At 62.0% G+C, this 25,126-nt stretch carries 25 protein-coding genes; 17 read left to right on the forward strand and 8 right to left on the reverse strand.

From position 1 onward, the window contains the following. Positions 1-59 precede the first annotated feature (59 nt). From mnmG to B058_RS0115050, 14 genes are all read left to right on the forward strand, one after another. Positions 60-1,958 (forward strand): tRNA uridine-5-carboxymethylaminomethyl(34) synthesis enzyme MnmG, encoded by a 1,899-nt coding sequence (gene mnmG, locus B058_RS0114985; RefSeq protein WP_026240969.1) that lies wholly within the window; start codon positions 60-62, stop codon positions 1,956-1,958. Next, positions 1,955-2,581 carry a 16S rRNA (guanine(527)-N(7))-methyltransferase RsmG gene (gene rsmG / locus B058_RS0114990; protein WP_018509313.1) on the forward strand — a complete coding sequence of 209 codons (627 nt, stop codon included), beginning with the start codon at positions 1,955-1,957 and terminating at the stop codon, positions 2,579-2,581. Before mnmG ends, rsmG begins: the two co-directional genes overlap by 4 nt. Next, positions 2,578-3,363 carry a ParA family protein gene (locus B058_RS0114995; protein WP_018509314.1) on the forward strand — a complete coding sequence of 262 codons (786 nt, stop codon included), beginning with the start codon at positions 2,578-2,580 and terminating at the stop codon, positions 3,361-3,363. The genes rsmG and B058_RS0114995 overlap by 4 nt, the downstream gene beginning before the upstream one ends. Beyond that, complete coding sequence (locus tag B058_RS0115000; protein ID WP_018509315.1) at positions 3,363-4,214, forward strand: ParB/RepB/Spo0J family partition protein; 852 nt, start codon at positions 3,363-3,365, stop codon at positions 4,212-4,214. The genes B058_RS0114995 and B058_RS0115000 overlap by 1 nt, the downstream gene beginning before the upstream one ends. A 96-nt stretch (positions 4,215-4,310) precedes the next feature. After that, positions 4,311-4,688, forward strand: coding sequence for an ATP synthase subunit I (locus tag B058_RS0115005; RefSeq protein ID WP_018509316.1), 378 nt, complete (start codon positions 4,311-4,313; stop codon positions 4,686-4,688). A gap of 86 nt (positions 4,689-4,774) precedes the next feature. Next, entirely contained in the window at positions 4,775-5,617 is an 843-nt protein-coding gene (gene atpB, locus B058_RS0115010) for a F0F1 ATP synthase subunit A (RefSeq protein ID WP_018509317.1), read from the forward strand. Between the two features lie 78 nt (positions 5,618-5,695). Next, positions 5,696-5,935, forward strand: a complete 240-nt coding sequence (gene atpE / locus B058_RS0115015; protein ID WP_018509318.1) for a F0F1 ATP synthase subunit C — start codon at positions 5,696-5,698, stop codon at positions 5,933-5,935. A 52-nt stretch (positions 5,936-5,987) separates the two neighbouring features. Further along, positions 5,988-6,458 (forward strand): F0F1 ATP synthase subunit B, encoded by a 471-nt coding sequence (locus B058_RS0115020; protein WP_018509319.1) that lies wholly within the window; start codon positions 5,988-5,990, stop codon positions 6,456-6,458. Between the two features lie 3 nt (positions 6,459-6,461). Beyond that, entirely contained in the window at positions 6,462-6,998 is a 537-nt protein-coding gene (locus tag B058_RS0115025; protein WP_018509320.1) for a F0F1 ATP synthase subunit delta, read from the forward strand. A gap of 45 nt (positions 6,999-7,043) precedes the next feature. Then, complete coding sequence (atpA, locus tag B058_RS0115030; RefSeq protein ID WP_018509321.1) at positions 7,044-8,585, forward strand: F0F1 ATP synthase subunit alpha; 1,542 nt, start codon at positions 7,044-7,046, stop codon at positions 8,583-8,585. 29 nt (positions 8,586-8,614) lie between these two features. After that, entirely contained in the window at positions 8,615-9,487 is an 873-nt protein-coding gene (atpG, locus tag B058_RS0115035) for a F0F1 ATP synthase subunit gamma (protein ID WP_018509322.1), read from the forward strand. Positions 9,488-9,526: 39 nt separating this feature from the next. Beyond that, entirely contained in the window at positions 9,527-10,906 is a 1,380-nt protein-coding gene (atpD, locus tag B058_RS0115040) for a F0F1 ATP synthase subunit beta (RefSeq protein WP_018509323.1), read from the forward strand. 76 nt (positions 10,907-10,982) lie between these two features. After that, positions 10,983-11,405 carry a F0F1 ATP synthase subunit epsilon gene (locus B058_RS0115045; RefSeq protein WP_018509324.1) on the forward strand — a complete coding sequence of 141 codons (423 nt, stop codon included), beginning with the start codon at positions 10,983-10,985 and terminating at the stop codon, positions 11,403-11,405. Positions 11,406-11,522: 117 nt separating this feature from the next. Continuing rightward, on the forward strand, positions 11,523-11,903 hold the full coding sequence (locus tag B058_RS0115050; RefSeq protein WP_169335105.1) for an Hpt domain-containing protein: 381 nt from the start codon (positions 11,523-11,525) through the stop codon (positions 11,901-11,903). A 28-nt stretch (positions 11,904-11,931) separates the two neighbouring features. Here B058_RS0115050 and B058_RS0115055 read toward each other — a convergent pair whose 3' ends face one another. Continuing rightward, entirely contained in the window at positions 11,932-12,303 is a 372-nt protein-coding gene (locus B058_RS0115055; protein ID WP_018509326.1) for a response regulator transcription factor, read from the reverse strand. A 417-nt stretch (positions 12,304-12,720) separates the two neighbouring features. Between B058_RS0115055 and B058_RS0115060 the strand changes: the two genes are divergently transcribed. The 3 genes from B058_RS0115060 (at position 12,721) to glmS (ending at position 16,848) form a co-directional block, all read left to right on the forward strand. After that, the gene (locus tag B058_RS0115060; RefSeq protein ID WP_018509327.1) at positions 12,721-13,446 is read left to right on the forward strand and encodes an OmpA family protein; all 726 of its coding nucleotides are present in this window, start codon (positions 12,721-12,723) and stop codon (positions 13,444-13,446) included. Between the two features lie 190 nt (positions 13,447-13,636). Next, on the forward strand, positions 13,637-15,016 hold the full coding sequence (glmU, locus tag B058_RS0115065) for a bifunctional UDP-N-acetylglucosamine diphosphorylase/glucosamine-1-phosphate N-acetyltransferase GlmU (protein ID WP_018509328.1): 1,380 nt from the start codon (positions 13,637-13,639) through the stop codon (positions 15,014-15,016). Positions 15,017-15,018: 2 nt separating this feature from the next. Beyond that, entirely contained in the window at positions 15,019-16,848 is a 1,830-nt protein-coding gene (gene glmS, locus B058_RS0115070) for a glutamine--fructose-6-phosphate transaminase (isomerizing) (RefSeq protein ID WP_018509329.1), read from the forward strand. 61 nt (positions 16,849-16,909) lie between these two features. Here glmS and B058_RS0115075 read toward each other — a convergent pair whose 3' ends face one another. The 7 genes from B058_RS0115075 to B058_RS0115105 all read right to left on the reverse strand — a co-directional run bounded on the left by B058_RS0115075 (position 16,910) and on the right by B058_RS0115105 (position 24,886). Beyond that, positions 16,910-17,542 (reverse strand): response regulator, encoded by a 633-nt coding sequence (locus B058_RS0115075; RefSeq protein ID WP_018509330.1) that lies wholly within the window; start codon positions 17,540-17,542, stop codon positions 16,910-16,912. Between the two features lie 29 nt (positions 17,543-17,571). Next, entirely contained in the window at positions 17,572-18,321 is a 750-nt protein-coding gene (locus B058_RS0115080) for an SDR family oxidoreductase (RefSeq protein WP_018509331.1), read from the reverse strand. A gap of 41 nt (positions 18,322-18,362) precedes the next feature. Next, positions 18,363-19,013: a thiol:disulfide interchange protein DsbA/DsbL gene (locus B058_RS0115085; RefSeq protein WP_018509332.1), complete on the reverse strand. Its 651-nt coding sequence runs from the start codon at positions 19,011-19,013 to the stop codon at positions 18,363-18,365. Further along, complete coding sequence (locus B058_RS0115090; protein WP_018509333.1) at positions 19,013-19,552, reverse strand: SPOR domain-containing protein; 540 nt, start codon at positions 19,550-19,552, stop codon at positions 19,013-19,015. The genes B058_RS0115085 and B058_RS0115090 overlap by 1 nt, the downstream gene beginning before the upstream one ends. A 2-nt stretch (positions 19,553-19,554) precedes the next feature. Further along, a complete protein-coding gene (gene argS / locus B058_RS0115095; protein ID WP_018509334.1) occupies positions 19,555-21,228 on the reverse strand; it encodes an arginine--tRNA ligase in 1,674 nt (557 codons plus the stop codon). A gap of 115 nt (positions 21,229-21,343) precedes the next feature. Next, positions 21,344-22,630 (reverse strand): HD-GYP domain-containing protein, encoded by a 1,287-nt coding sequence (locus tag B058_RS0115100; RefSeq protein WP_018509335.1) that lies wholly within the window; start codon positions 22,628-22,630, stop codon positions 21,344-21,346. A gap of 96 nt (positions 22,631-22,726) precedes the next feature. Then, positions 22,727-24,886, reverse strand: coding sequence for a primosomal protein N' (locus B058_RS0115105; RefSeq protein ID WP_018509336.1), 2,160 nt, complete (start codon positions 24,884-24,886; stop codon positions 22,727-22,729). Between the last annotated feature and the right edge of the window lie 240 nt (positions 24,887-25,126).

Consider the following 25,126-nt stretch of genomic DNA (forward strand, 5'->3'; position numbering starts at 1 on the left):
TTCCGCATTGCCTGTTTCACGTGAAACAGAGCCCGGCAACGGGTAGAATGGCGGCCATCATGAAATTCCCCGAATCCTTCGATGTCATCGTCGTCGGCGGCGGCCATGCCGGCACCGAGGCCGCGCTGGCGGCCGCGCGCATGGGCGTGAAGACGCTGCTGCTGTCGCACAATATCGAGACCCTGGGCGCCATGTCGTGCAATCCGTCGATCGGTGGCATCGGCAAAGGGCACCTGGTCAAAGAGGTCGACGCGCTCGGCGGTGCAATGGCCTTGGCCACCGACGAGGCTGGGATCCAGTTCCGTACACTCAATTCGTCAAAGGGCCCGGCAGTACGGGCCACCCGCGCCCAAGCCGACCGCGTGCTGTACAAGGCGGCGATCCGGGCACGGCTTGAAAATCAACCCAATCTCACGCTGTTCCAGCAGGCGGTCGATGATCTGGTGCTCGATGGGGACCGCGTCGTCGGCGTGAAAACCCAACTCGACATCGTGTTCAGTGGCCGCGCAGTGGTACTGACCACGGGCACGTTCCTGGCCGGTCTGGTCCATGTCGGCCTGGAAAATTTTCAGGCGGGCCGCATGGGCGACCCACCTGCGGTGTCGCTTGCCACACGACTGCGCGAACTGAATCTGCCCGTGGGACGGCTGAAAACCGGCACCCCGCCGCGTATCGATGGCCGTACCATCGATTACAGCCAGACTCAGGTGCAGCCGGGCGACGATCCGGCGCCCGTGTTTTCCTTCATGGGGCGTGCGGCGATGCATCCCGAGCAGCGCCCGTGCTGGATTACCCACACCACCGCGGAAACGCACGAGATCATCCGCGGCGGCCTTGACCGCTCGCCGATGTACACTGGCGTCATCGAAGGAGTGGGGCCGCGCTACTGCCCGTCGATCGAGGACAAGATCACCCGCTTTGCCGACAAGGCCAGCCACCAGATTTTCCTCGAACCCGAGGGGCTGACCACACACGAGATCTATCCCAACGGCATCTCGACCTCCTTGCCGTTCGACGTTCAACTCGCCATCGTGCGCTCGATCCCGGGACTGGAACAGGCACACATCCTGCGCCCAGGCTACGCTATCGAGTACGATTACTACGATCCGCGTAACCTCAAGGCCTCGCTGGAGACCAAGTCGATCGCCGGGCTTTTCTTCGCCGGACAGATCAACGGCACCACCGGCTATGAGGAGGCCGCCGCTCAGGGTCTACTCGCTGGGATCAACGCGGGCTTGCAGGTGCAGGGGAAAGAGACCTGGAGCCCGGGCCGACATGAGGCTTATCTCGGCGTGCTGGTCGACGACCTCATCACGCGTGGGGTGTCGGAGCCTTATCGTATGTTCACCAGCCGTGCTGAATACCGGCTGCAGTTGCGTGAGGACAATGCCGACATGCGGCTGACTGAAATCGGGCGCGCCCTTGGCGTGGTGGATGAGGTCCGTTGGGACGCGTTCAATCGGAAGAGGGATGCGGTTTCACGTGAAACCGAACGCCTGAAATCGGTCTGGGTCAATCCGACTATTCTGCCTGCCGAGGCCGCCACCCGCCTGATTGGTCAGCCGATCGAGCACGAATACAGCCTGTTCGAATTGCTGCGTCGACCCAACCTGAGTTACGTGCAGGTGGTAGCCCTGCCGGGCGGCGGCGCAGGAGAGGTTGACGCGTGTGTCACCGAGCAGGTCGAAATCGCCGCCAAATACCAAGGCTACATCGACCGCCAGAACGAGGAAGTCGACAAGCAGCGTGAGCAGGAAAGCCTGCGTCTGCCCGTGGATCTCGACTACAGCCAGTTGACCGGTCTGTCGATGGAGGTTCGCCAGCGCTTGCAGAAGGCGCGCCCCGAAACGCTGGGCCAGGCGTCCCGCTTGCAGGGCATCACCCCGGCAGCGATCTCGGTGCTGCTTGTGTATGCCAAGCGCGGCTTCAAGCCCGACGAGCAGAAGAAAAGCGCATGACACTTCACACGCGACTCGCGGCGGGAATCGCCGCCCTCGGGCTGGCATTGCCTGCTGATGCCGAGGCGAAGCTGTTGGCGTATCTTGCGCTGCTGGATAAATGGAACCGCGTGTACAACCTGACCGCGGTGCGCGATACCGAGCGTATGGTCAGCCATCATCTGCTCGATTCGCTGGCAGCTGTCCCTTTTTTCCAGGAGGGGCGCGTGCTTGACGTCGGTAGCGGCGGCGGTTTGCCAGGCATTCCGCTGGCGATCGCACGACCGGATTTGCAGGTGACGCTGATCGACAGCATTGCCAAGAAGACCGCTTTCCTGCTGCAGGCCAAAACGGAACTTGGTCTGGATAATCTGAGCGTGGTGACGAATCGGGTGGAGGATTATCGGCCCGAAACGGGGTTCGACCTCATTACCTCGCGGGCATTTTCCGACCTCAGGGAGTTCGTCGCCTTGACTCGCCACCTACTCAAGCCGGCGGGCCGCTGGCTCGCCATGAAGGGCTTATATCCGCACGAAGAGCTTGCCTTATTGCCGGCTGGCGTGAAAGTAAGCGCTGACCATGTATTGGCCGTCCCGGGTCTGGATGCGACCCGCCACTTGATTGTTCTGGAGCCTGTTGAATGAGCCGAATCCTGGCAATTGCCAATCAAAAAGGCGGCGTCGGCAAGACGACGACGGCGGTGAACCTGGCCGCGAGCCTGGCTGAACTTGGACAGCGCGTGCTGCTGGCCGACCTCGATCCGCAGGGCAACGCGACCATGGGGGCGGGTATCGAAAAGCGCACGGCACTGCCGACCGTCTATCAGATCCTGCTCAATCAGGTGAGCGTGCGCGAGGCGCGGATGCGCTCGGAGCCGGGGCATTTTGACGTCATTCCGGCGAACCGCGAACTTGCCGGCGCGGAAATTGATCTGGTGAATCTGGAACAGCGCGACCTCCGGCTGAAAGTCGCGTTGGCACAAGTGGCCGACGACTACGATTTCATCCTGATGGACTGCCCGCCGACCTTGAATCTGCTGACCGTCAATGCCTTTGCTTCCGCGCAATCGGTGCTGATCCCGATGCAGTGCGAATACTACGCCCTGGAAGGACTGACCGATCTGGTGGCCACTATCAAGAAGGTCAAGCAACGCTTGAATCCGTCGATCGAGATCGAGGGGTTGCTGCGGGTGATGTTCGATCCGCGCAGCACGCTGGCGCAGCAGGTGTCGGACCAGATCAAGCAGCATTTCGGCAACAAGGTGTACGACACCGTGATTCCGCGCAACGTGCGACTCGCCGAGGCACCCAGCCACGGCCTGCCCGTGCTGGCCTACGACCGCCAGTGCAAGGGGGCCAGAGCGTATATGGAGCTCGCGGAAGAAACGTTACGACGTGCAGGCATTACAGTGGGGGAGACAGCATAATGGCCAAACTCAAGGGACTCGGGCGCGGACTCGACGCGCTGCTTGGCGGCGAAGACAATGCCGCGCCGCCACAAGGCGACCTGCGCATGATGAAGGTGGGGCAACTGGCGCCCGGCAAATATCAGCCGCGTACCCAGATGGACAGCGAGTCGCTGCAGGAACTCGCCGATTCCATCCGCGCGCAGGGTCTGATGCAGCCGATCCTGGTGCGTGAAGTTGCCGCCGGCTATGAAATCATTGCCGGCGAACGACGCTGGCGTGCGGCGCAACTGGCCGGATTGAACGAAATCCCGGTGCTGGTGCGCGAAGTTGCCGACGATGCGGTGGCGGCGATGGCGCTGATCGAGAACATCCAGCGCGAAGACCTCAATGCCATTGACGAAGCGCATGGTCTGCAGCGCCTGATCCACGAGTTCGGCATGACCCACGATGCGGCTGCACAGGCGGTCGGAAAATCGCGGGCGGCCGTGTCCAACCTGTTGCGCCTGCTGAACCTGTCGCACCCGGTGCAGGATATGCTCACCGCAGGGTTGATCGAGATGGGCCATGCGCGTGCGCTGCTGCCCTTGCATGCAGGCGCACAGCGCGAGTTGGCGCACGAAATCGAAACCAAAGGCCTGTCGGTGCGCGAGGTCGAGCGCCGGGTGGCGCGGTTGAAGGATGTCGCCGCCGCGCCGGCTAGCCAGGCTGTTTCGCGCGACACGCTTCGCCTGGAAGAGGCGCTGTCGGATGCCCTGGGAATGACCGCCCATGTGCGAACCAACAGCAAAGGCAGTGGCAAACTCACACTCCACTTCGCCAGCGCGGAAGAGTTGCAGGGTTTGCTGCAACGTCTGGGAATCCAGTTGTAACGGGCTCGCCAGCAACATCACTACGTACTGAAATTCATCATCAAGCAGCCTGATGATTGCATAGACCGCACTAATTCTAGTATCATAATTGGCTAAATGTTCAACGGCATCACTACCGGCACCCGACGGGTGGTTCGGGCGCAGTCGGTGCTCGTGTTCGTGGCCGCGCTAAGCGGTACTGCAATTGCAGGTATGGATGCGGGGCTGGCGGCTGCGTATGGCGTGCTCGTCGCGCTGGCCGTGAGCGCAGTGCTGGTCTGGCGTGAGCAGCAGTCAATGGCTCACCCGGAATGGGATCAGCATCGATTGTTGAAGGTGTTTGTTCGCGTCAGCATCGAGCGCTTGGTCCTGCTGGTTGCCTTGTTGGGCCTGGGACTCGGCGTGTTGAAGCTTGACCCGCTGCCCTTACTGCTTGGCTTGGTGCTGGCCCAGTTTGCCTGGCTGGCTGCTGCGGCAGGCCGAAACGGCAAATAGCCGAAGGGCGAAGTTTTGCCAAGGTTGGTTTTGAATGGGAACGCCCCGCGTGTCCATCCAAAACCCACTTATTGAAATAGATCACTATGGCTACGGAATCCCATTCCTCCGGTGAATACATCAAGCACCACCTGCAAAACCTGACTTACGGACAACTTCCTGACGGCACCTGGGGCTTCGCCCATGGCGCCGCAGAGGCCAAGTCCATGGGCTTCTGGGCGATCAACGTCGACAGCATGCTCTTCTCGATTGGCCTGGGGTTGCTCTTCCTGCTCCTGTTCCGCATGGCGGCCAAAAAGGCGACGACCGGCATTCCGTCCGGCCTGCAAAATTTCGTCGAATGGATCATCGAGTTCATTGATGGTTCCGTGCGCGGCTCTTTCTCGCACCAGAATGCGATGGTCGCTCCGCTGGCTCTCACCGTGTTCATGTGGGTGTTCCTGATGAACCTGATGGACCTCTTCCCGGTCGACTGGTTTCCCTATGCTGCGACGCTGTCGGGCGTGCCGCACCTGAAGATCGTGCCGTCGACCGATCCCAACGTGACCTTCGGCCTGTCGCTATCGATCTTCTTCCTGGTGCTGTACTACAGCGTCAAGATGAAAGGCGCGGGTGGTTTCTTCTCCGAGCTGGCCTTCCAGCCTTTCCCCAAATTCCTGTTCCCGGTCAACCTGCTGCTCGAGGGCGTCGGCCTGATCGCGAAGCCGATCTCGCTGGCCCTGCGTCTCTTCGGCAACATGTACGCCGGCGAAATGATCTTCATCCTGATTGCGCTGATGTTCGGCGGCGGCTGGGTGCTGGCCGTGTTTGGCGGCGCATTGCAGTGGGCGTGGGCGGTGTTCCACATCCTCATCATCACGCTGCAGGCCTTCATCTTCATGACGCTGACCATCGTGTATCTGGACATGGCACACGCTGAGCACCACTAAGCGATCCCCCTGATTCAGTCGTATTTAATTTTCTGGTTTCTTGTTTTCAACTTTAATTTTTACTTCTAGGAGCAACAAATGGAAATGACTCAAGCCGTACTGTACATCGCTGGCGCCCTGATGATGGGCCTGGGCGCGCTCGGTGCAGCCGTCGGTATCGGCATCCTCGGTGGCCGCTTCCTCGAGGGCGCAGCCCGTCAGCCCGAACTGATCCCGATGCTGCGTACCCAGTTCTTCATCGTCATGGGTCTGGTTGACGCCGTGCCGATGATCGCTGTCGGTCTGGCCATGTACGTTCTGTTCGCCGTTGCCGGTTAATTCGCGGGTTGCTACGGAACTTGTCTAACCCCCGTCATTAAAAGGTGCGGATATGAACTTCAACGCAACTTTGATCGGCCAGTCCATCACGTTCATCTTCTTCGTGTGGTTCTGCATGAAGTTCGTGTGGCCGCCGATCATGAATGCGCTCGAAACGCGCAAAAAGCAGATCGCCGACGGCCTGGCCGCGGCCGATCGCGGCAAGCACGAGCTGGAACTGGCCGCCAAGAAGGCCGGCGACAACATGCGCGACGCCAAGGCCCAGGCTGCCGAAGTGATCGCCCAGGCTGAAAAACGCGCGGCGCAGATCATCGAAGAGGCAAAAGTGGCCGCCAAGGAAGAAGGCGATCGTCAACTGGCTGCTGCCCAGGCCAATATTGCACAGGAAACCAACCGTGCGCGCGAAAGCCTGCGCGAGCAGGTGGCTGGGCTGGCTGTGGCTGGCGCGGAGAAAATCCTGCGCCGCGAAGTCAATGCGCAAACCCACGCTGAGCTGCTGGGCCAGCTGAAAGCCGAGCTGTAAACCATGAGCGAACTGTCTACCCTGGCTCGTCCCTACGCCGAAGCGGTATTCCGCATGGCGCAGGGCGAGAATGACCTGGCAGGCTGGTCGAGCCGTGTCGCCACGTTGGCGGCCATCGTTTCGGATGCCCAGGTGGCACGCCTGATCACCGATCCGGCCGTTTCGGCCGAACGTGTGGCCGGCCTCGTCATCGACGTCGCCGGTAGCGATCTCGGCGAACGCGGCGCCAACTTCGTCAAGGTGCTGGCCGAGAACGACCGCTTGTCGCTGCTGCCGGAAGTCGGCACACAATTCGAGACGCTGAAGGCCAACGCCGAAGGCACCCTCGAGGCCACCATCACCAGCGCGCAGGAACTGACGCAGGCGCAGGTTGACGATCTGGTCGCCGGACTCAAGGCCAAATTCAACCGCTCAGTGAATGTGCAGGTTGCGGTCGATCCCGAACTGATCGGCGGCGCGGTGATCGCCATCGGCGACCAGGTGATAGACGGCTCGGTTAAGGGACGGCTGCAGCGCATGGCTTTCGCGCTGCAAGGCTAATCACGAACTCAAAATTATCGGAACCTCACGGTTCGGAGAACAGACATGCAATTGAATCCAAGCGAAATCAGCGAACTGATTAAAGCCAAGATCGAGAACCTTGGTGCGTCGAGCGAACTGCGCACCCAAGGCACGATCGTGTCCGTCACTGACGGCATCGTCCGCATTCATGGTTTGTCCGACGTGATGTCGGGTGAAATGATCGAAATGCCGGGCAACACCTTCGGCGTGGCGCTCAACCTCGAGCGTGACTCTGTCGGTGCCGTGATCCTGGGCGATTACGAACACATCACAGAAGGCGACGTGGCCAAGTGCACCGGCCGCATTCTCGAAGTGCCTGTCGGCCGTGGCCTGCTGGGTCGCGTGGTGAACTCGCTGGGGCAGCCAATCGACGGCAAGGGCCCGATCGCCGCCGACACCACCATGCCGATCGAGCGCATCGCGCCCGGCGTGATCGAACGCAAATCGGTCGACCAGCCGGTGCAGACCGGCCTCAAGTCGATCGACGCCATGGTTCCCGTCGGCCGCGGCCAGCGCGAACTGATCATCGGCGACCGCCAGACCGGCAAGACCGCCGTCGCGATCGACGCCATCATCAACCAGAAGGGCACCGGCGTGAAGTGTATCTACGTCGCCATCGGCCAGAAGGCTTCTTCGGTGGCCAACGTGGTGCGCAAGCTGGAAGAGCACGGCGCGATGGATCACACCATCGTGGTTGCCGCGACCGCGTCCGATGCTGCTGCGATGCAGTACATCGCCCCGTACTCCGGTTGCACCATGGGCGAATTCTTCCGCGATATCGGTGAAGATGCGCTGATCGTGTACGACGATCTGACCAAGCAGGCCTGGGCCTACCGTCAGGTGTCGCTGCTGCTGCGCCGTCCGCCGGGCCGCGAAGCCTACCCTGGCGACGTGTTCTACCTGCACTCGCGTCTGCTGGAGCGCGCTGCGCGCGTCAACGCCGACTACGTCGAGAAAATCACCAACGGCGCTGTCAAGGGCAAGACCGGGTCGCTGACCGCGCTGCCGATCATCGAAACACAGGCCGGCGACGTCTCCGCCTTCGTGCCGACCAACGTGATCTCGATTACCGACGGCCAGATCTTCCTGGAAACCGACCTCTTCAACGCCGGTATCCGTCCCGCGATCAACGCCGGTCTGTCGGTGTCCCGCGTCGGCGGCGCCGCACAGACCAAGGTGATCAAGAAGCTTGGCGGCGGTGTCCGTCTGGCGCTGGCGCAGTACCGCGAACTCGCGGCCTTCGCCCAGTTCGCGTCCGACCTCGACGAAGCCACCCGCAAGCAGCTGGAGCGCGGCCGCCGCGTGACCGAACTGATGAAGCAGGCGCAGTACTCGCCGATGTCGGTGTCGCAGATGGCGCTGACCCTGTTCGCCGTCAACAAGGGCTACATGGATGACGTCGAAGTCAGCAAGATCCTGCCGTTCGAATCCGCCTTGATGGCATTCATGAAATCCAAGTACGCCAGCATCATGGACACCATCGAAACCAGCGGCAACCTGGATGATGCGACCGAAAAGGCGCTCACCGCCGCGGTGGACGAGTTCAAGAAAACCGGCGTCTATTGATAGACCGCGCTGATTAGTTAGGAGCCACTATGGCAGCCGGAAAAGAGATACGGACCAAGATCAAGAGCGTGGAAAACACGCGCAAGATCACCAAGGCCATGGAAATGGTCGCGGCATCCAAGATGCGCAAGGCGCAGGAGCGCATGAAGGCCGCGCGTCCCTACGCCGAGAAAATCGCCCGAGTGGCGACGCACTTGGCGTATGCGCACACGGAATACAAGCATCCTTTTGTGATTGCGCGTGAAAACGTCAAGCGCGTCGGTGTCATTGTCATCAGCTCGGACAAAGGTCTGTGCGGTGGACTCAATACCAACGCCTTTCGTGTGGTGGTGAGCCAGATGAAGCAGTGGGAAGCCGCCGGCGTCGGCATCGACGTCACCGCGATCGGCAACAAGAGCCTGGGTTTCATGCAGCGCCTCGGTGCCAATGTGGTGTCGCAACTGACCGGAATCGGTGATACACCGCACATGGACAAGCTGATCGGACCGGTCAAGGTCATGCTGGATGCGTATCTGGAAGGCAAGATCGACGCGCTTTATATCGTCTACAACCGCTTCGTGAATACCATGAAGCAGGAACCGACGCTGACCCAACTGCTGCCACTGGCGCAAATGGAAGACACGGAAGAAGCCAGCCTGAAAACGCACTGGGACTACATCTACGAACCCGATGCCAAGCCGGTCGTCGACGGCATGTTGATGCGCTACATCGAATCGCTGGTGTATCAGGGCGTGGCGGAGAACATCGCGTGCGAACAGTCGGCACGGATGGTGGCGATGAAGGCCGCGTCCGACAACGCAAAAGACGTGATCGGCGAGCTGAAACTGGTTTACAACAAGACCCGCCAGGCCGCGATTACCAAGGAACTGTCGGAAATCGTAGCGGGCGCAGCAGCGGTTTGAGCGCGCGGCATACAGAATTTAATTGATTAGGAAATCAACATGAGCAACGGAAAAATTGTTCAGATCATCGGTGCCGTGGTGGACGTGGAATTTTCACGTGATTCCATGCCCAAGGTCTTCGAAGCACTGAAAATGCAGACTCCCGAGCTGACCCTCGAAGTCCAGCAGCAGCTCGGCGACGGCGTGGTGCGTGCCATTGCAATGGGCTCTACGGACGGCTTGCGCCGTGGCATGGACGTGCTGGCCACCGGCAACCCGATTCTGGTGCCGGTCGGCCAGGCGACCCTGGGCCGCATCATGAACGTGCTGGGCACGCCGATCGATGAAGCTGGTCCGGTCAACGCCGAAAAGCACATGCCGATTCACCGCAAGCCTCCCGCCTATGCGGATCAGGCTGCCGCCGTGGAAATCCTCGAAACCGGCATCAAGGTGATCGACCTGATCATGCCGATCGCCAAGGGCGGCAAGGTTGGCCTGTTCGGCGGTGCCGGCGTGGGCAAGACCGTGACGCTGATGGAACTGATCCGCAACATCGCCGTGCAGCATAGCGGTTTCTCGGTGTTTGCCGGCGTCGGCGAACGTACCCGCGAAGGCAACGACTTCTATCACGAGATGAAAGAAGGCGGCGTGCTGGACAAGGTCGCGCTGGTGTACGGCCAGATGAACGAACCGCCGGGCAACCGTCTGCGCGTCGCGCTGACCGGCCTGACCATGGCCGAATACTTCCGCGACGAAGGCCGCGACGTGCTGCTGTTCGTCGACAATATCTACCGCTACACCCTGGCCGGTACCGAAGTGTCCGCGCTGCTTGGCCGGATGCCGTCCGCGGTGGGTTACCAGCCGACGCTGGCCGACGAAATGGGCCGCTTGCAGGAGCGCATCACCTCGACCCGCACCGGCTCGATTACGTCCTTCCAGGCCGTTTACGTGCCGGCGGACGACCTGACCGACCCGTCGCCCGCGACCACCTTCGCCCACCTCGACGCAACCCTGGTGCTGTCGCGCCAGGTTGCCGAACTCGGCATCTACCCCGCGGTGGATCCGCTCGACTCGACCTCGCGGATTCTCGATCCACAGGTTGTCGGCGAGGAGCACTACGGCGTCGCCCGTGCGGTTCAGGGCACCCTGCAGAAGTACAAGGAACTACGCGACATCATCGCGATTCTGGGCATGGACGAACTGTCGCCGGAAGACAAGCTGGCGGTGTCCCGCGCGCGGAAAATCCAGCGCTTCCTGTCGCAGCCCTTCTTCGTTGCCGAAGTGTTCACCGGCGCGCCCGGCAAGTATGTCACGCTGAAAGAGACCATTGCGGGCTTCAAGGCGATCGTCGAAGGCGAATACGACCATCTGCCCGAACAGGCTTTCTACATGGTCGGTGCGATCGAAGAAGCCGTCGAAAAGGCGAAGACGATTCAGTAAAAGCGCAGGCGGGAGACCGGGCGTAGATCAGAAATCTCCCCTGTCTCTTGAAACCTGGCCCATACGAGGTTAAAACATGGCCATGACCATTCACGTCGACATCGTCAGCGCAGAAAAATCGCTCTACTCCGGCATCGCCGAAGTGGTGATTGCCCCTGGTCAGCGTGGCGAGCTCGGCATCTACCCGCGTCACACGCCGCTTCTGACCACGCTCAAGCCGGGTGCGGTGCGCATCAAAGTGCCGAACCAGGCAGAAGAAGAACTGGTCTACGTGTCCGGCGGCATTCTCGAAGTGCAGCCACATATTGTCACCATCCTGTCCGACTCCGCCATTCGCGGAGCCGACCTTGACGAGGCCAAGGCGCTCGAGGCCAAGCGCGCCGCCGAGGAAGCGATGAAGGACAAGGCCGCCACGCTCGACTATGCGCAAGCGCAAGCCGAACTGGCCCAGGCCGTTGCCCAGCTGGCGGCAATCAAGAAGCTGCGCAAGCTGACTTGATCCGCTGGTGTTTTTGACGTAAAAAAAGGCAACCTCCGGGTTGCCCTTTTTGCTGGCAGGAACATGCCGCCCTGCCATTTGCGGACTCGAGTGTTAGCTGTCGTCCACACAGGAGTTATGCGTAGACACGTCATGACACATCCCGTACTTGATCCCCGGCTCAGCGTTGAGTGCACGTATGGCGATCCGGTCACGTGGCGCGAAGCGCTGGATCTGTTGTACGACCTGTTGCCGGAATATGCCGACAATCTCAGCGCGGCCCTGGAGGCGGGGGATACCGTACGCATGCACAGCGTGGCGCATGGCCTGTCGGGTGCGTCCAGTTATTGCGGGACCGTCGCCGTACACGCTTCAGCCAAGCAACTGGAGGAATTATGCCTGTACGAAAATGCCAGCGCTCTCGCTGAGGCGGTGAACACGGTACTTCACAATATCGGCCGTCTGATGCACTTGAGGCAATCGGGGCTGCCGGCGGCGGATGGCGACCCCATCTATTGAATGAATCGGCAGAGCGCCGAAAGGATGCTTATCGGCAGCAACGCGTGACGGCTTCCAATACGCGCGCTGCGCTGAACGGCTTGACGATGAAGCCGTCGGCGCCATGGGCATGCGCCTTTTGTACGTTGCCTACCGTCGAGTCCGAACTGATCATGACGACGGCAAGGCCTGGTATGGCATGCCGGGCGTGCTGAAGCGTTTCAAAGCCATCCATCTCCTGCATGTTGATATCCAGAAAAAGGATGTCGGGAATCTCAGCGGCACACTTTTGCAACGCTTCCTTGCCGTTGCAGGCTTCGCCGACGACTTCGACGTTGTGCTGGCGCAATAGCGTGCGCAGAAGATGACGGGTCACGCTGTCGTCATCGGCAATGATGGCTTTGATCGGCCGTATCTTCATGGAGTCTTTATACGGTATACAACGCAAGATTTTAACTGCTTTTTTTGACTATGTTTTTACAGGTTGGCAGGTGGTCCATGTGTCGGAGCCGGCAGCCCCTCGGATTATGTAAGGCGCGATCGGTGCAACCCATACCCAAGATTTGATCGCCCACACGGAGGGGCGACAGGGGATCTGCGTTGACGGAGTGTCCCCATGATAAAGTCTGGCGACTGGCCGGCAACTGAAGTCAGTGAATGCACTAGATTGGTAATGTGCACGCAGGATTGGGACATGCCAGTCGTCCGCTTCCGTAATGTACATTCAGGGGAATACGAAAATCACGAGTATTTTCGTTTCTGTGTTTTTTAGATAATCAAAGGAATATCAAATATGCGAACAACCCGTCTACTTCTTTGTGCCAGTGCGGCTACGCTCATGTCTGCCGGCGTGATCTCGGCCCAAGCTGCCCAAGGTGTTTTCTACGATCCCAGCAACGCAGCGAGTTCGACCGGGAAAACGATCGGTTACGAGCTCTACAGGACCATTGGTTGTCCGGGCAAGCAGCTTCTGGATCAGCCCTGCGCTGTGCCCAAGGAAGTCGACAGCGACGGCGACGGTGTCGTCGACAGCAAGGACAAATGCCCCGATACGCCGGCCGGCCGCAAGGTCAACGCCGATGGATGCGAACTGGACAGTGACGGCGATGGGATTGTGGATGGCGATGACAAGTGCCCCACAGTTTATGCCAAAACAGACGATGGCTGCCCAGCGGTTGTGGCCGCGCCTGCTGCCCCGGTCGCACCTGTTGCCGCCCCGGCTCCCAAAAAGCTGGTATTGAACGACGTCAATTTCAATTACGATAAAGCCACCCTGCGGCCGGAAGCGCACGCTACCCTGGATGAAGCGGTAGCCAGCTTGAAGGAGTGGGGCGACGGTAAAGTGGAAATTGCGGGCCATACCGACAGTCGGGGAACCGCAGCTTACAATATGCGCCTCTCGCTCCACCGCGCAGAAGCGGTACGCGATTACCTGGTCAGCAAGGGGATCGCGGCAGACCGCCTGGTGGTCAAGGCTTATGGCGAATCCCAGCCGGTCGCCGACAATAAGACGGAGGACGGCCGCTTCAAGAACCGCCGGGTCGAATTGCAGCCGCTCAATTGAACTCGTTGCGGAAACGTGAGCCGGCTACGGAGCGCTGACCCCGTATCGCTGGTAGACGATCCCACGTGCGAAAACAGAAAAGGCAACCTGCGGGTTGCCTTTTCATTTTGACGGCCCCGTACAGGCTTTATACTTGGCGCGCGATTTGCTCTCATTCTGCTGATGCGATTCACACACCCGGACGACCCGAATGCATTCCAAGCTTGAAATCCTGATACTCGCGGCGGGCAAGGGCACCCGGATGCGGTCCGACCTGCCCAAGGTGCTGCACAAGCTGGCCGGCAAACCCCTGCTTGGCCATGTCGTGGATACGGCCCATGCGCTGGGTGCGGCCCAAACCTGCGTCGTCTACGGCTTTGGCGGCGAGGCCGTGCCGCAGGCGATGGCTGACGACAAACTGACGTTTGTGCTACAGGCCGAACAGCATGGCACCGGCCATGCAGTGAAGCAGGCGTTGCCGCAGCTGTCCGACGACAGTGTGACGCTGGTGTTGTATGGCGACGTCCCGTTGACGCATACGCGTACCTTGCGACCGCTCGTGACCGCAGCCCAGGCAGGCAAACTGGGACTCCTCACGGTCAAACTGGCGCAGCCCGACGGCTACGGGCGCATCGTGCGGGATGCCGACGGCCGGGTACGGCGCATCGTCGAGCACAAGGACGCGACTCCTGCCGAGCGGGCGATCCATGAAGTCAACACCGGCATCCTTGCGGTAGAGACCCGCCATCTCAGGCGGTGGATCGATGAACTGAAGAACGACAACGCGCAAGGTGAGTACTACCTCACCGACATCATCGCACTGGCGGTGCGCGATGGCCTGACGGTGGAAACCGACCATCCGGCCTTCGAATGGGAAGTGCTCGGCGTCAACAGCAAGGCCCAGTTGGCCGAACTCGAACGCATTCACCAGGGCGAGATCGCGCGGGCACTGCTCGACGCCGGCGTCACCTTGATGGACCCGGCCCGACTCGACGTGCGCGGCACGTTGACATGCGGGCGCGACGTCGTGATCGACGTCAATTGCGTATTCGAAGGCCTTGTGGAATTGGGCGACAGCGTGCAAGTGGGCGCTAACTGCGTGCTGCGCAACGTCAAGGTGGCGGCCGGCACGCGCATCGACGCGTTCACCCTGGTCGACGATGCCGTCATCGGCGAGGCCAACCGGCTGGGGCCGTTCTCGCGCATTCGCCCGGGCACGTCCCTGGCGCGCGACGTCCACGTCGGCAACTTCGTCGAGATCAAGAACAGCCAGATCGACGACGGCTCCAAGATCAACCATCTGTCCTACGTCGGCGACACCACCATGGGCAAGCGGGTCAACATCGGCGCGGGCACCATCACCTGCAATTACGATGGCGCCAACAAGCACCGCACGGTCATCGAGGACGATGTTTTCGTGGGATCCGACACGCAACTGGTGGCGCCTGTCACTGTCGGCCAGGGCGCGACGCTGGGCGCGGGCACGACGCTGACGCGCGATGCCCCCGCCGGTGAGCTGACGTTATCGCGGGCGAAGCAGCTCACCGTCAATGGCTGGAAACGGCCGGTCAAACAGAAAAAGGAAGGCTAGGTATGTGCGGCATAGTCGGCGCGGTGGCGCAGCGTAACGTTGTCCCCATTCTGCTCGAGGGCCTGCGGCGGCTGGAATACCGCGGTTACGATTCGGCCGGCCTCGTCACCATCAATGGCGGCCTCAAGCGGGTGCGTAGCGTCGGTCGCGTTGCGGGCCTGGCCGAAGCGTGCGCCGCGCAGCAGGTGTACGGCAACCTCGGTATTGCGCACACCCGCTGGGCCACGCACGGCGCGCCGTCGGAGGCCAATGCACATCCGCACGTCAGCGGCCGCCTCGCCGTGGTGCACAACGGCATCATCGAAAACCACGAAGCCCTGCGTACGCGTCTGAAGGCGGAAGGTTTCGTCTTCACGTCGGAAACCGATACCGAGGTCATTGCGCACCTGATCGAGCATTACTTCCGGCAGTCGAAGGATCTGCTGGCGGCTACCCGTACGACGGTGGCCGAGCTGGAAGGTGCGTATGCCATCGGCGTGGTGAGCGAGGACGCGCCCAATCGCCTGGTGTGCGCGCGCAAGGGCAGCCCGCTGCTGATCGGTCTCGGCATCGAGGAGAACTTCATCGCCTCCGACGTCTCGGCCTTGCTGCCGGTGACCCAACGCGTGATGTACCTGGAAGAGGGCGACGTCGCCGATATCGGACTGCTGGCGGTGACGGTATACGACGCTGCGGGCCGCAAGGCCGACCGCAGCATCCATGTATCCGAACTGTCGGCCGACATGGCCGAGCTCGGCAATTACCGCCACTTCATGCAGAAGGAAATCCATGAGCAGCCGCGTGCGCTCACCGATACCCTGCTGACTGCGGTGGCACAGGATCGCGTCCAGCCCGAATGGTTCGGCTTCGATGCCGCCGACGTGTTGGGCCAGGTGAATTCGGTGACCTTCCTCGCCTGTGGCACCAGTTATCATGCCGCGAAAGTGGCCACCTACTGGCTGGAGGAGATCGCCGGCATCCCGGCCTATGCGGAAATCGCCAGCGAATACCGTTATCGCACCAGCGTGCCGAACCCCGACGCGCTGATCGTCACCATCTCGCAGTCGGGCGAAACGGCTGACACGCTGGCGGCGTTGAACCACGCCATCTCGCTTGGCCAGAACAAGACGCTGACCATCTGCAACGTGGCGGAATCAGCGCTGACGCGCACTTCGCGGCTCAAGTTCCTGACGCGTGCCGGGCCGGAAATCGGCGTAGCCTCGACCAAGGCCTTCACCACCCAACTGGCGGGCCTGTTCCTGCTGACGCTGGTACTCGCCAAGCTACGCGGCCGACTGACGCCTGAGCAGGAGACGGCCCACCTTGCGGCGTTGCGCAGCCTGCCGAACAAGCTGCAGCAGGTACTGGCGCTGGAGCCGCAGGTCGAAGCCTGGTCGCAGCGCTTCGCCAACAAGCACCACGCGCTCTTCCTCGGCCGCGGCGTGCACTACCCGATTGCGCTCGAAGGCGCGCTGAAATTGAAGGAAATTTCCTACATTCATGCCGAAGCCTACCCGGCGGGCGAGCTCAAGCATGGCCCGCTGGCGCTGGTCGACGAAGACATGCCGGTGATCACCATCGCGCCCAACGACCAGTTGATCGAGAAGTTGAAGTCGAACATGCAGGAAGTGCGGGCGCGCGGCGGCGAATTGTATGTGTTCGCCGACGGCGATGTGCATATCGAGGAATCGGCCTTCGTGCATGTCATCCGACTCCCGGGCGGCAGCAACGGCGTGTTGTCGCCGATCCTGCATACCGTGCCGCTGCAGCTGTTGTCGTATCATGCCGCCCTGCAAAAAGGCACGGACGTCGACAAGCCGCGGAACCTGGCGAAATCCGTGACCGTGGAGTAGGCGCGACCACCCACAAAAAAGCGCGGCTGCATGGCCGCGCTTTTTTGTGGGTGGCTTTTGCCTAGTGCCGCTTGCGGTCTTCTTTCAACGCCAGGGTGGCGACCTGGACACGATTGCGCAGGCCGAGCTTTTCCATGATGTTGCGCAGGTGGTTGCGCACGGTGTTTTCCGACAGGGTCATCTTGTAGGCGATGGCCTTGTTGGAAAGTCCTTCCTTCACATGGTCGACGATTTCCATTTCCCGCGCGGTCAGCGCCGACAGGGCATTGTTGTTGAGTTCGCCGCGTGCCATCTTCTGCATGATGTTGAGCGGAAAACTGCTCTGGCCGTCGCACACGCTGCGGATGGCGGCCAGGACCTGCTCGGGATCGCTGGATTTGACGACGTAGCCGTCGACACCGGAAGAAATGGCCTCGGAGATTTCCTCGTCGGAGTCGGCAATGGTCAGCATGATGACCTTGATGCCCAGATCGCGTAGATCGGAGACCAGATCGAGGCCGTCGGCATCGGGGAGGGAGCGATCAAGCAGTGCCGCGTCGGCCCGGTTGCCGGCTTCGATCCACGCACGCAATTCGGCGGCGTTGGCCAGTTGCGCGGTGAGGCGCAGGTCCGGCTCCTGCTCGATATAGCCCGCCACACCCATGCGCAGGAGCGGATGATCGTCGATGAGGATGAGGTTCAGGGGGGCAGGCATTGCTTCTCCGATGCGTTGTGCGATGCACATTATGTTGGCAGATTGCGCGGTTTGCGTGGCGCTTTTTCGAAAACTGCATCATAGACCGGAATGGGGAGCCATTTCAGCATCCGCGCCACCCAGGCCATCTGCCAGGGGATCACCGTGGAACGGCGGCGGCGGGCGATGCAGCGGACCACTTTGGCGGCAGCGGCCGGCGCCGTCATCCTGAAAGGCATGGCATAGGGATTGACCTGCGTCATGGGCGTATCGATATAGCCTGGCGCCACCGTGACCACGGCAATGCCACGCGCTTTCAATTCGAGCCGCAGGGCTTCAAGATAGACCGTGGCGGCCGCCTTGGATGCCGAGTAGGCGCCGCCGCCCGGCAGCCCGCGTATTCCGGCCACGCTGGAAATGCCGCACAATACGCCGCCGGGCGACATGGCGCCGATGAAAGGCTGAAAGGTGTGCACCAGCCCCAGCACGTTGGTGTCCATGACTGCGCGGAATGTCGGGGCGTCTTCCGCGAATTCGGTGAGCGTGCCGACGCTGATCCCGGCCGCTGCGATGACGATGTCGGGTGCGCCGACTTCGTTCAAAAATGTTATGGCAGCCCGCTGCATGGCTGTCGCGTCGCGCACATCGGCCTGATAGAGGTGCGCATCCAGCCCGGCGGCGATGCTTTGCAAGCCACCCGGGTGGCGCCCGGCCAGCCCCAGTTGCGCGCCTGCTGCGCCATAGTGTCGCGCCAGCGCAGCACCCAGGCCGGAACTGGCCCCGGTGATGAAAACCCGCAAGGGCCTATTCGCTACCTTGAGTGGGACGGGCGGCAACAGACTTACTTCGCGGGTTTCTTGCCGCCGCGCTCATCGCGTGCCTTGACGATCAGCTGGTCGAGAACCTCGAACAGACGGGGTTCGCTGCCGGTCATCGACTCCGCGGTGGTGTATTTGCCGTCGATGATGAAGGCCGGCACGCCCGTGATGCCGTAGGTGGAGGCAAGCCGTGCGCCCTGCGTGGCCTTGGACTGGATGGAGAACGAGCTGTAGAGGCTTTCGAATTTCTTGCGGTCCACGCCCTGCTTTGCGATCCAGCTGCCCAGCACGGCCGGATCGTCGAGGTTGAGGTTGTCCACGTGATAGGCGTCGAATACCTTGCGATGCAGGCGACTCAGTAGACCCATCTGCTCAAGCGTGTAATAGATTTTTGCACCGGGCATCCAGTCGTCGCGGAATACGGCCGGCACACGGCGAACCTGGGCATCCTTGGGCAGCTTCTTCAGCCACGCATTGAGACCGGGTTCAAGCGCGTTGCAATGCGGACAGCGATACCAGAAGAACTCCAGCACCTCGATCTTCTTACCGGTCGCAACCGGCTGCGGCACGCTGACGCGTGTGTAGTCGCGCCCTTCGAACATCTCCTCCGGCGCGGCAATGGCAGACAAGGACAAAATAGCGGCGGCAAAAAAAGCCAAAGTGCGGGCAAACATCAAGGCGTCTCCTGTTGAGTGGGAACTTCTTTGACCAGTGTGACCGGGATATTGTTCTGCGCGAGCAGGCTGCGGGTACGGTTTGCCTCGTCTGCGGTGTGGAACGGGCCGATGCGTACTCGGTGCAGCACGCCCTTGTTGGGGACCTCGCTGGTCTGTATGACCGCCTCGACACCCAGCAAGGCCAGTTGGGCCTTCAGGTTGTCGGCTTCGTCGGCCCGCTGGAACGCGCCTGCCTGCAGATAAAGCCGGGGTGCGGTGTTGGCGGGGGCCGCTGTGGGGGGCAGCGCACTCGACGTGTTGTCCGGCAGCACCTTGTAGAAATCGAAGCTGGGGGCGGTTTCCGGCGTAGGGGATGCCGGCGTAACGGGCTTGCTGGGGGTGTTTGCCGGTTTGCCGAGCTTGAACGGGTTGGAATCGGTTGCCCACAGCGCCACGCCTACGGCGAGGATTGCGCCGATGATGAGACCGATCAGCACGCCGGTGAAAATGGAACTACCGCCTGAGCGGCCGGATTTGCGGGAAGCGGGTTTTGCCATGACTACATTTTCTCCGGGGCGGATACGCCGAGCAAGGCCAGGCCGTTGACGATTGCAATGCGCGTGGCGTCAGCCAGAGACAGTCGGGCAAGTTTCGTCGACGCGTCGTCGACCAGGAATTTTTCGGCGTTGTACCAGGAATGGAAATCGCCCGCCAGCATCTGCAGGTAATGCACCAGCAGGTGCGGCGCCAGTTCGCGTGCAGCAGTGGAGACCGTTTCCGGGTATTCGGCCAGGCGCTGCAAAAGGGCCAGTTCATGCTGGGCGGTCAGCGGCGCAAGGTCGGCGCCATCGAGCGCATCGGACATGCCGCCCCATTCCTCGAACACCCGGCAGATGCGCGCGTGCGCATACTGCACGTAATACACCGGATTGTCGTTGTTGCGGGCGAGCGCCAGATCGATATCGAAGATGTATTCGGTGTCGGCCTTGCGGCTCAGCAGGAAGAAGCGCACCGCATCCTTGCTGGTCCATTCGATGAGATCGCGCAGGGTGACGTAGCTGCCGGCGCGTTTGGAGATCTTTACTTCTTCGCCGCCGCGCATCACCCGCACCATGGTGTGCAGCAGGTAATCCGGATACCCCTTGGCGATACCCACGCCCGCAGCCTGCAGGCCTGCGCGCACCCGCGCGATGGTACCGTGGTGGTCGGTGCCCTGGATGTTGATTGCGCGCTCGTAGCCGCGCTCCCATTTGGCGATGTGGTAGGCGACGTCCGGCACGAAGTAGGTGTAGGTGCCGTCGGATTTCTTCATCACGCGGTCCTTGTCGTCGCCATAATCCGTCGTGCGCAGCCACAGCGCGCCGTCCTGCTCGTACGTCTTGTCGGCCTCGACGAGCTTCTGTACCGTTGCCTCGACGCGCCCGCTGGTATACAGGCTCGACTCCAGGTAGTAGTTGTCGAAGCGCACCGCGAAGGCCTGCAGATCGAGGTCCTGCTCATGACGCAGGTAGGCGACGGCAAACTGGCGGATCGAGTCGAGGTCGTCGGCGTCGCCCGAGGCGGTGAATTCGCGGTCGTCCGATTTCACGGTTTTCCTGGCCAGGAAATCGGCCGCGATGTCGGCGATGTAGTCGCCGTTGTAGGCGGCTTCCGGCCACGCGGCGTCGCCTGGTTTCAGGCCTTTGGCGCGCGTCTGTACGCTATTCGCCAGCGTGGCGATCTGCATCCCGGCGTCGTTGTAGTAGAACTCGCGACACACCTCCCAGCCCTGCGCGGCGTACAGGTTGCAGATCGCGTCGCCCAATGCCGCCTGGCGGCCGTGGCCGACGTGCAGTGGGCCGGTCGGATTGGCGGAGACGAACTCGACCAGCATCTTGTGACCTTTGCCCGCATTGCCCTGGCCGAATTGCGCCCCGGCTGAGCGGATCTGCGGCACGATGCCATGCCAGGCGGCCGGTGTGAGATGGAAGTTGATGAAGCCGGCGCCGGCGATCTCGGCCTTGGCGATCAGCGGGGATTGCGGCAGTTCGGTGAGGATACGCTGTGCCAGTTCACGTGGATTCTTCTTCAGCGGGCGCGCCAGCTGCATTGCGGCATTGCTGGAAAAGTCGCCATGGGCAGAATTCTTTGGGCGTTCGATTTCAAGGCTGACCGGCGTGTCGGGCGCCACCGTTTCGAGGGCTTCGCCGATCAGCAGGGCGATCTGGTCTTTAAGCGGATGGGTGTTGGACATGGTTACATTGAAGATGGGTCAGGCAGGCATCTTCAGTGTTCAAAATGGGTAGCACGCGATTATATGCGCCACGCGCGAGGTGGCCAAACGCCCGACGGCGATTGGGTCGGGCGGGTCAGTCTGCCTGGAGAAGCGTCTGCGCGCGCGTGACCCAGTATTCCACGGCGGCGCGGCCGGCGCTGTCGTCCCGAAGCGCTGTCCAGCGGCGATGGACCTCTTTCAGGATATCGCAGGCCTGCCGGCGCGATTCGCTGGTCATGAGTTGGATTTCGGCCAGCGCGGCGGTGTCGTTCTCGATTCCCGCAGTGAAGGCAGCCAGTTCGTCCGGCTGGAAACCCGTCTCCAGCAGAGTGCGTTCCAGGTCGGTCAGGCGCTGGTTGACGAATGCCACCAGGGGTTCCTCGGTCACTCCGGGCGGACAGGTGTGGTGTGCGTGGCGCCACAAGCGGAACACCTCGGCCAATTGATTGAGCTGGGCCGCCACGGACTCGGACGAGACGCTGCCCGCTCCGCCTGGTCCGGCCCGCTCGCCGCTGTTGAGCAGCCTGACGAGATGGTTGATCAGTTCGGGGTCGAATTTGCGCCGGTTCATTTTCAGCATCACTGCCAGGCGAGCGGCGCCGTGGGTGTGCCAGCTCTTTTCGAACAGGGCGTTGACGGCCTCGGCCAGCATCAGAATCTGGCCTATGCGTCCGATTTCCTCGCCCTTGAGGCCGCGTGGGTAGCCGCTGCCATCCAGCCGTTCGTGGTGTTCGAATACGGCGGTGCTGATTTCCGGGTGGAACGCGGGATAGATTTGCAGGATGAGATAGGCCGTCATCGGATGGGCGTAGACATGGCGCATCGCGTCCGGATCGAGCGGATGGCCGGGTCGCAGCAGGGCGGGATCGATATGCAGTTCGCCGATATCGTGAAGCATGCCCGCGGCGGCGACGCTTGCGAGGTCGCGTTCGGGCAGACGGCTTTTGATGGCGAGCATGAGCGCGATCAGCGTCATCTGCACACTGTGCTCGAAAATCTCCGGGCGCCGCTCGCGTGCCACCGTGAGTTTGAACGCGAGCGGCGCGTTGAGCGGCATGGCATAGAAGGCGTTGAGCAATCGCGCGGTTCCGGGCAGGCTGGAGCGGAAAAACTGGAAGCGGGGCTCGTTATCCAGAATCTCGCGGGCGCGGTCGCGCAGGCTGGCGTTGGTGACACCGTCGGTGACAGAGAGGCATTCGTCGATGGCCGGGATCAGCTTGTGTCGCACCAGCTTTTCACGCATGGCCGAGTTGATGCGTGCCCCACGGTCGATGAGTTTGATGCCGTTGCGGGTGAATATCGCCTGGGTGGTGACGACCTCATGGGTATCGCCCAGCGCGGTCACGCTATTGATGTAGTGCTCGTCGTAATGCTCGCTCATCGGTGTTCCGTCATCGTGTGGACTTCGATCCGTGTCCCAAGATACGTTATCGAACGGAAACCGGCCTAATTGAGGACTTTCGACATAGAAGGACCCCTAGAACACCAGCGGATCGACGTCGAGCGACCAGCGCGCGATACGCGGCTTGATGCGCTCGAGTTGCGGCCGCCAATCGCGCACGAAAGCCTGCAGGGCCTGGCGCTGCGCCGACTGGACCAGGAGTTGTGCGCGTTCGAGATTGGCGACACGTGCCATCGGTGCCGGCGTGGCGCCGAATACGCTGACGCCGGCTGTGTCCGGCGCCAGCGCCGCAGCGTGTTGCAGGAAGGCGAGCGCCGCATCCATCGTCGTCGCTTCGGCGCGCAGCAGCACCTGGCGGGTGAACGGCGGCAGATCGAGCTGCTTGCGTTCGGCCAGCAGCGCGCGCGCATAGCCGGCGTAATCGTGGCGCTGCAGATAGCGGAACAACGGGTGGTCGGGGAAGGCGGTCTGGATCAGTACGCGGCCGGGCTTGTCGGCGCGGCCGGCGCGCCCGGCCACCTGCATCAGCTGGGCGAACAGACGCTCGGTGGCGCGGAAGTCCGGGCTGTAGAGGGCGCCGTCGGTGTCGAGGATCAGCGCCAGCGTCATGTTGGGAAAATCGTGGCCCTTGGCCAGCATCTGCGTGCCGACCAGGATGTCGACTTGGCCCCCATGCACGGCTTCGCCGAGTTCAGCCCAAGCGCGCGGACGCATGGTGTCGCGGTCGATGCGGCGGATGCGTGCGGCGGGGAGGCGGGCGGCCAGCGTTTCCTCCAGCCGCTGGGTGCCCTGGCCGAGGGCCTTGAGATCGGGGTTGCCGCAGCTCGGACACTCGGGCGGGATGCGCGTCTCGAATCCGCAGTGGTGGCACTTCAATCGGTGCGAGGTGCGGTGCAGCACCAGCCGTGCGGAGCAGCGCGGGCAGGGCGACACCCAGGCGCAACTCGGACAGTACAGTGCCGGGGCATAGCCGCGACGGTTGAGGAAGACCAGACTTTGCTCGCCGCGCGCCAGGGTGTCGGTCAGCGCTTGCAACGCGGGTCGTGTCAGGCCGTTGTCGACCGGGATGTGTTTCAGGTCGACCAGTTCAATGTCCGGCAGTTGCGCCTGGCTGATCGCGCGCTGCCTCAGTTCGATCAGCTGGTAGCGCCCATTCAGGGCCTGCGCATAGCTTTCCAGCGAAGGCGTGGCCGAGCCGAGCACCACAGGAATATCGGCCTGTTTGCCGCGGGCGATGGCGACGTCGCGTGCCGAATAGCGCAGGCCGTCCTGCTGCTTGAACGAGGCATCGTGTTCTTCGTCGACGACGATCAATCCCAGCCGGGGAAGCGGCGCGAACACGGACAGTCGGGTGCCGAGCAGGACGTCGCAGTCGGGTGCGGCGAGCCAGTTTTCCGCGCGCGCGGTTTCGTTCAAGCCGCTGTGCAGGGTGGCGATGCGGCGCCCGGGAAAACGGCGGCGGAAATGCTGTTCCAGTTGCGGAGTGAGGGCGATTTCGGGGATCAGCACCAGCACCTGCTGGCCTGTTGCCAACACCACGTCGATCAGGCGCAGATACAGTTCGGTCTTGCCGCTGCCGGTGACGCCGTGTATGAGGTGGACGCTGAATGTCCCCAGCACGGGTAGCAGGCGGTCGAGCGCAGCCTGTTGCTCGACGGTCGCTGCGGGGGCCGCCTGGGTCGGCAGCGCATGGCCGGCAGCGGGCGGCAATCGCGACCACTCCGCCCAGCCGGCGGTGACCAGCGCTGCGGCGTGGCGGCCTTGTTTCCGGAGGCGCAATGTCTCGCGCGCCTGCGGCGCAGCGCGCAGGGCGTCGAGCAGGGCGCGTTGTGCACGGGCACGGGTGGGCGGTTCGGCAGTCTGGCCTGCCTCGGTCACCGTCAGCCAGGGCTTGCCCGCCATAAACGGCGCCGCATTACGCAGGCGCGGCGGTAGCGTGGCGAGCAGGATCGCGCCCAGCGGATAGTGGTAATAGTCGGCACAAAACTGCGCCAGGTGGAGGATATCGGGCGACAGCGCAGGGCGATCATCCAGCACGCGGATGACGTCGCGCAGCTTGTCCGCCACGATGGCGCTATCGCTCTGCCGTTCCAGGGCGACGCCGATTTGTAGCGTTCGGCCGAACGGGACTTCGACCAGGCTGCCCGACGGCACCGGGTCAAGCTGCGCCGGCAGACGATAGTCGAACAGCCGGTGGAGCGGGGTATCGAGCGCGACCTGAAGGATGGACGGCATGTTAGCGGCGAATCTTGGTCGGGTATCGGGAAAGTTTCACTAACTGATTGTTAACCAAGGGTAATTTGGCGTTGTCCACGCAGGCTGTGGATAATTGTGTGGGTGATTTGTGTCGATTGCCCTCCAAAGCCCGTATTCAGGCGGGCCAGCCTTAAAGGCTAAAAAGCGGGCAGGCAGACAAATTCATATTATTCAGTCACTTACAAACATCGCCCGACTGTCAAGGGCTTGACACAAAAA

The organism is Thiobacillus thioparus DSM 505 (genome assembly GCF_000373385.1).
Classification (GTDB): domain Bacteria; phylum Pseudomonadota; class Gammaproteobacteria; order Burkholderiales; family Thiobacillaceae; genus Thiobacillus; species Thiobacillus thioparus.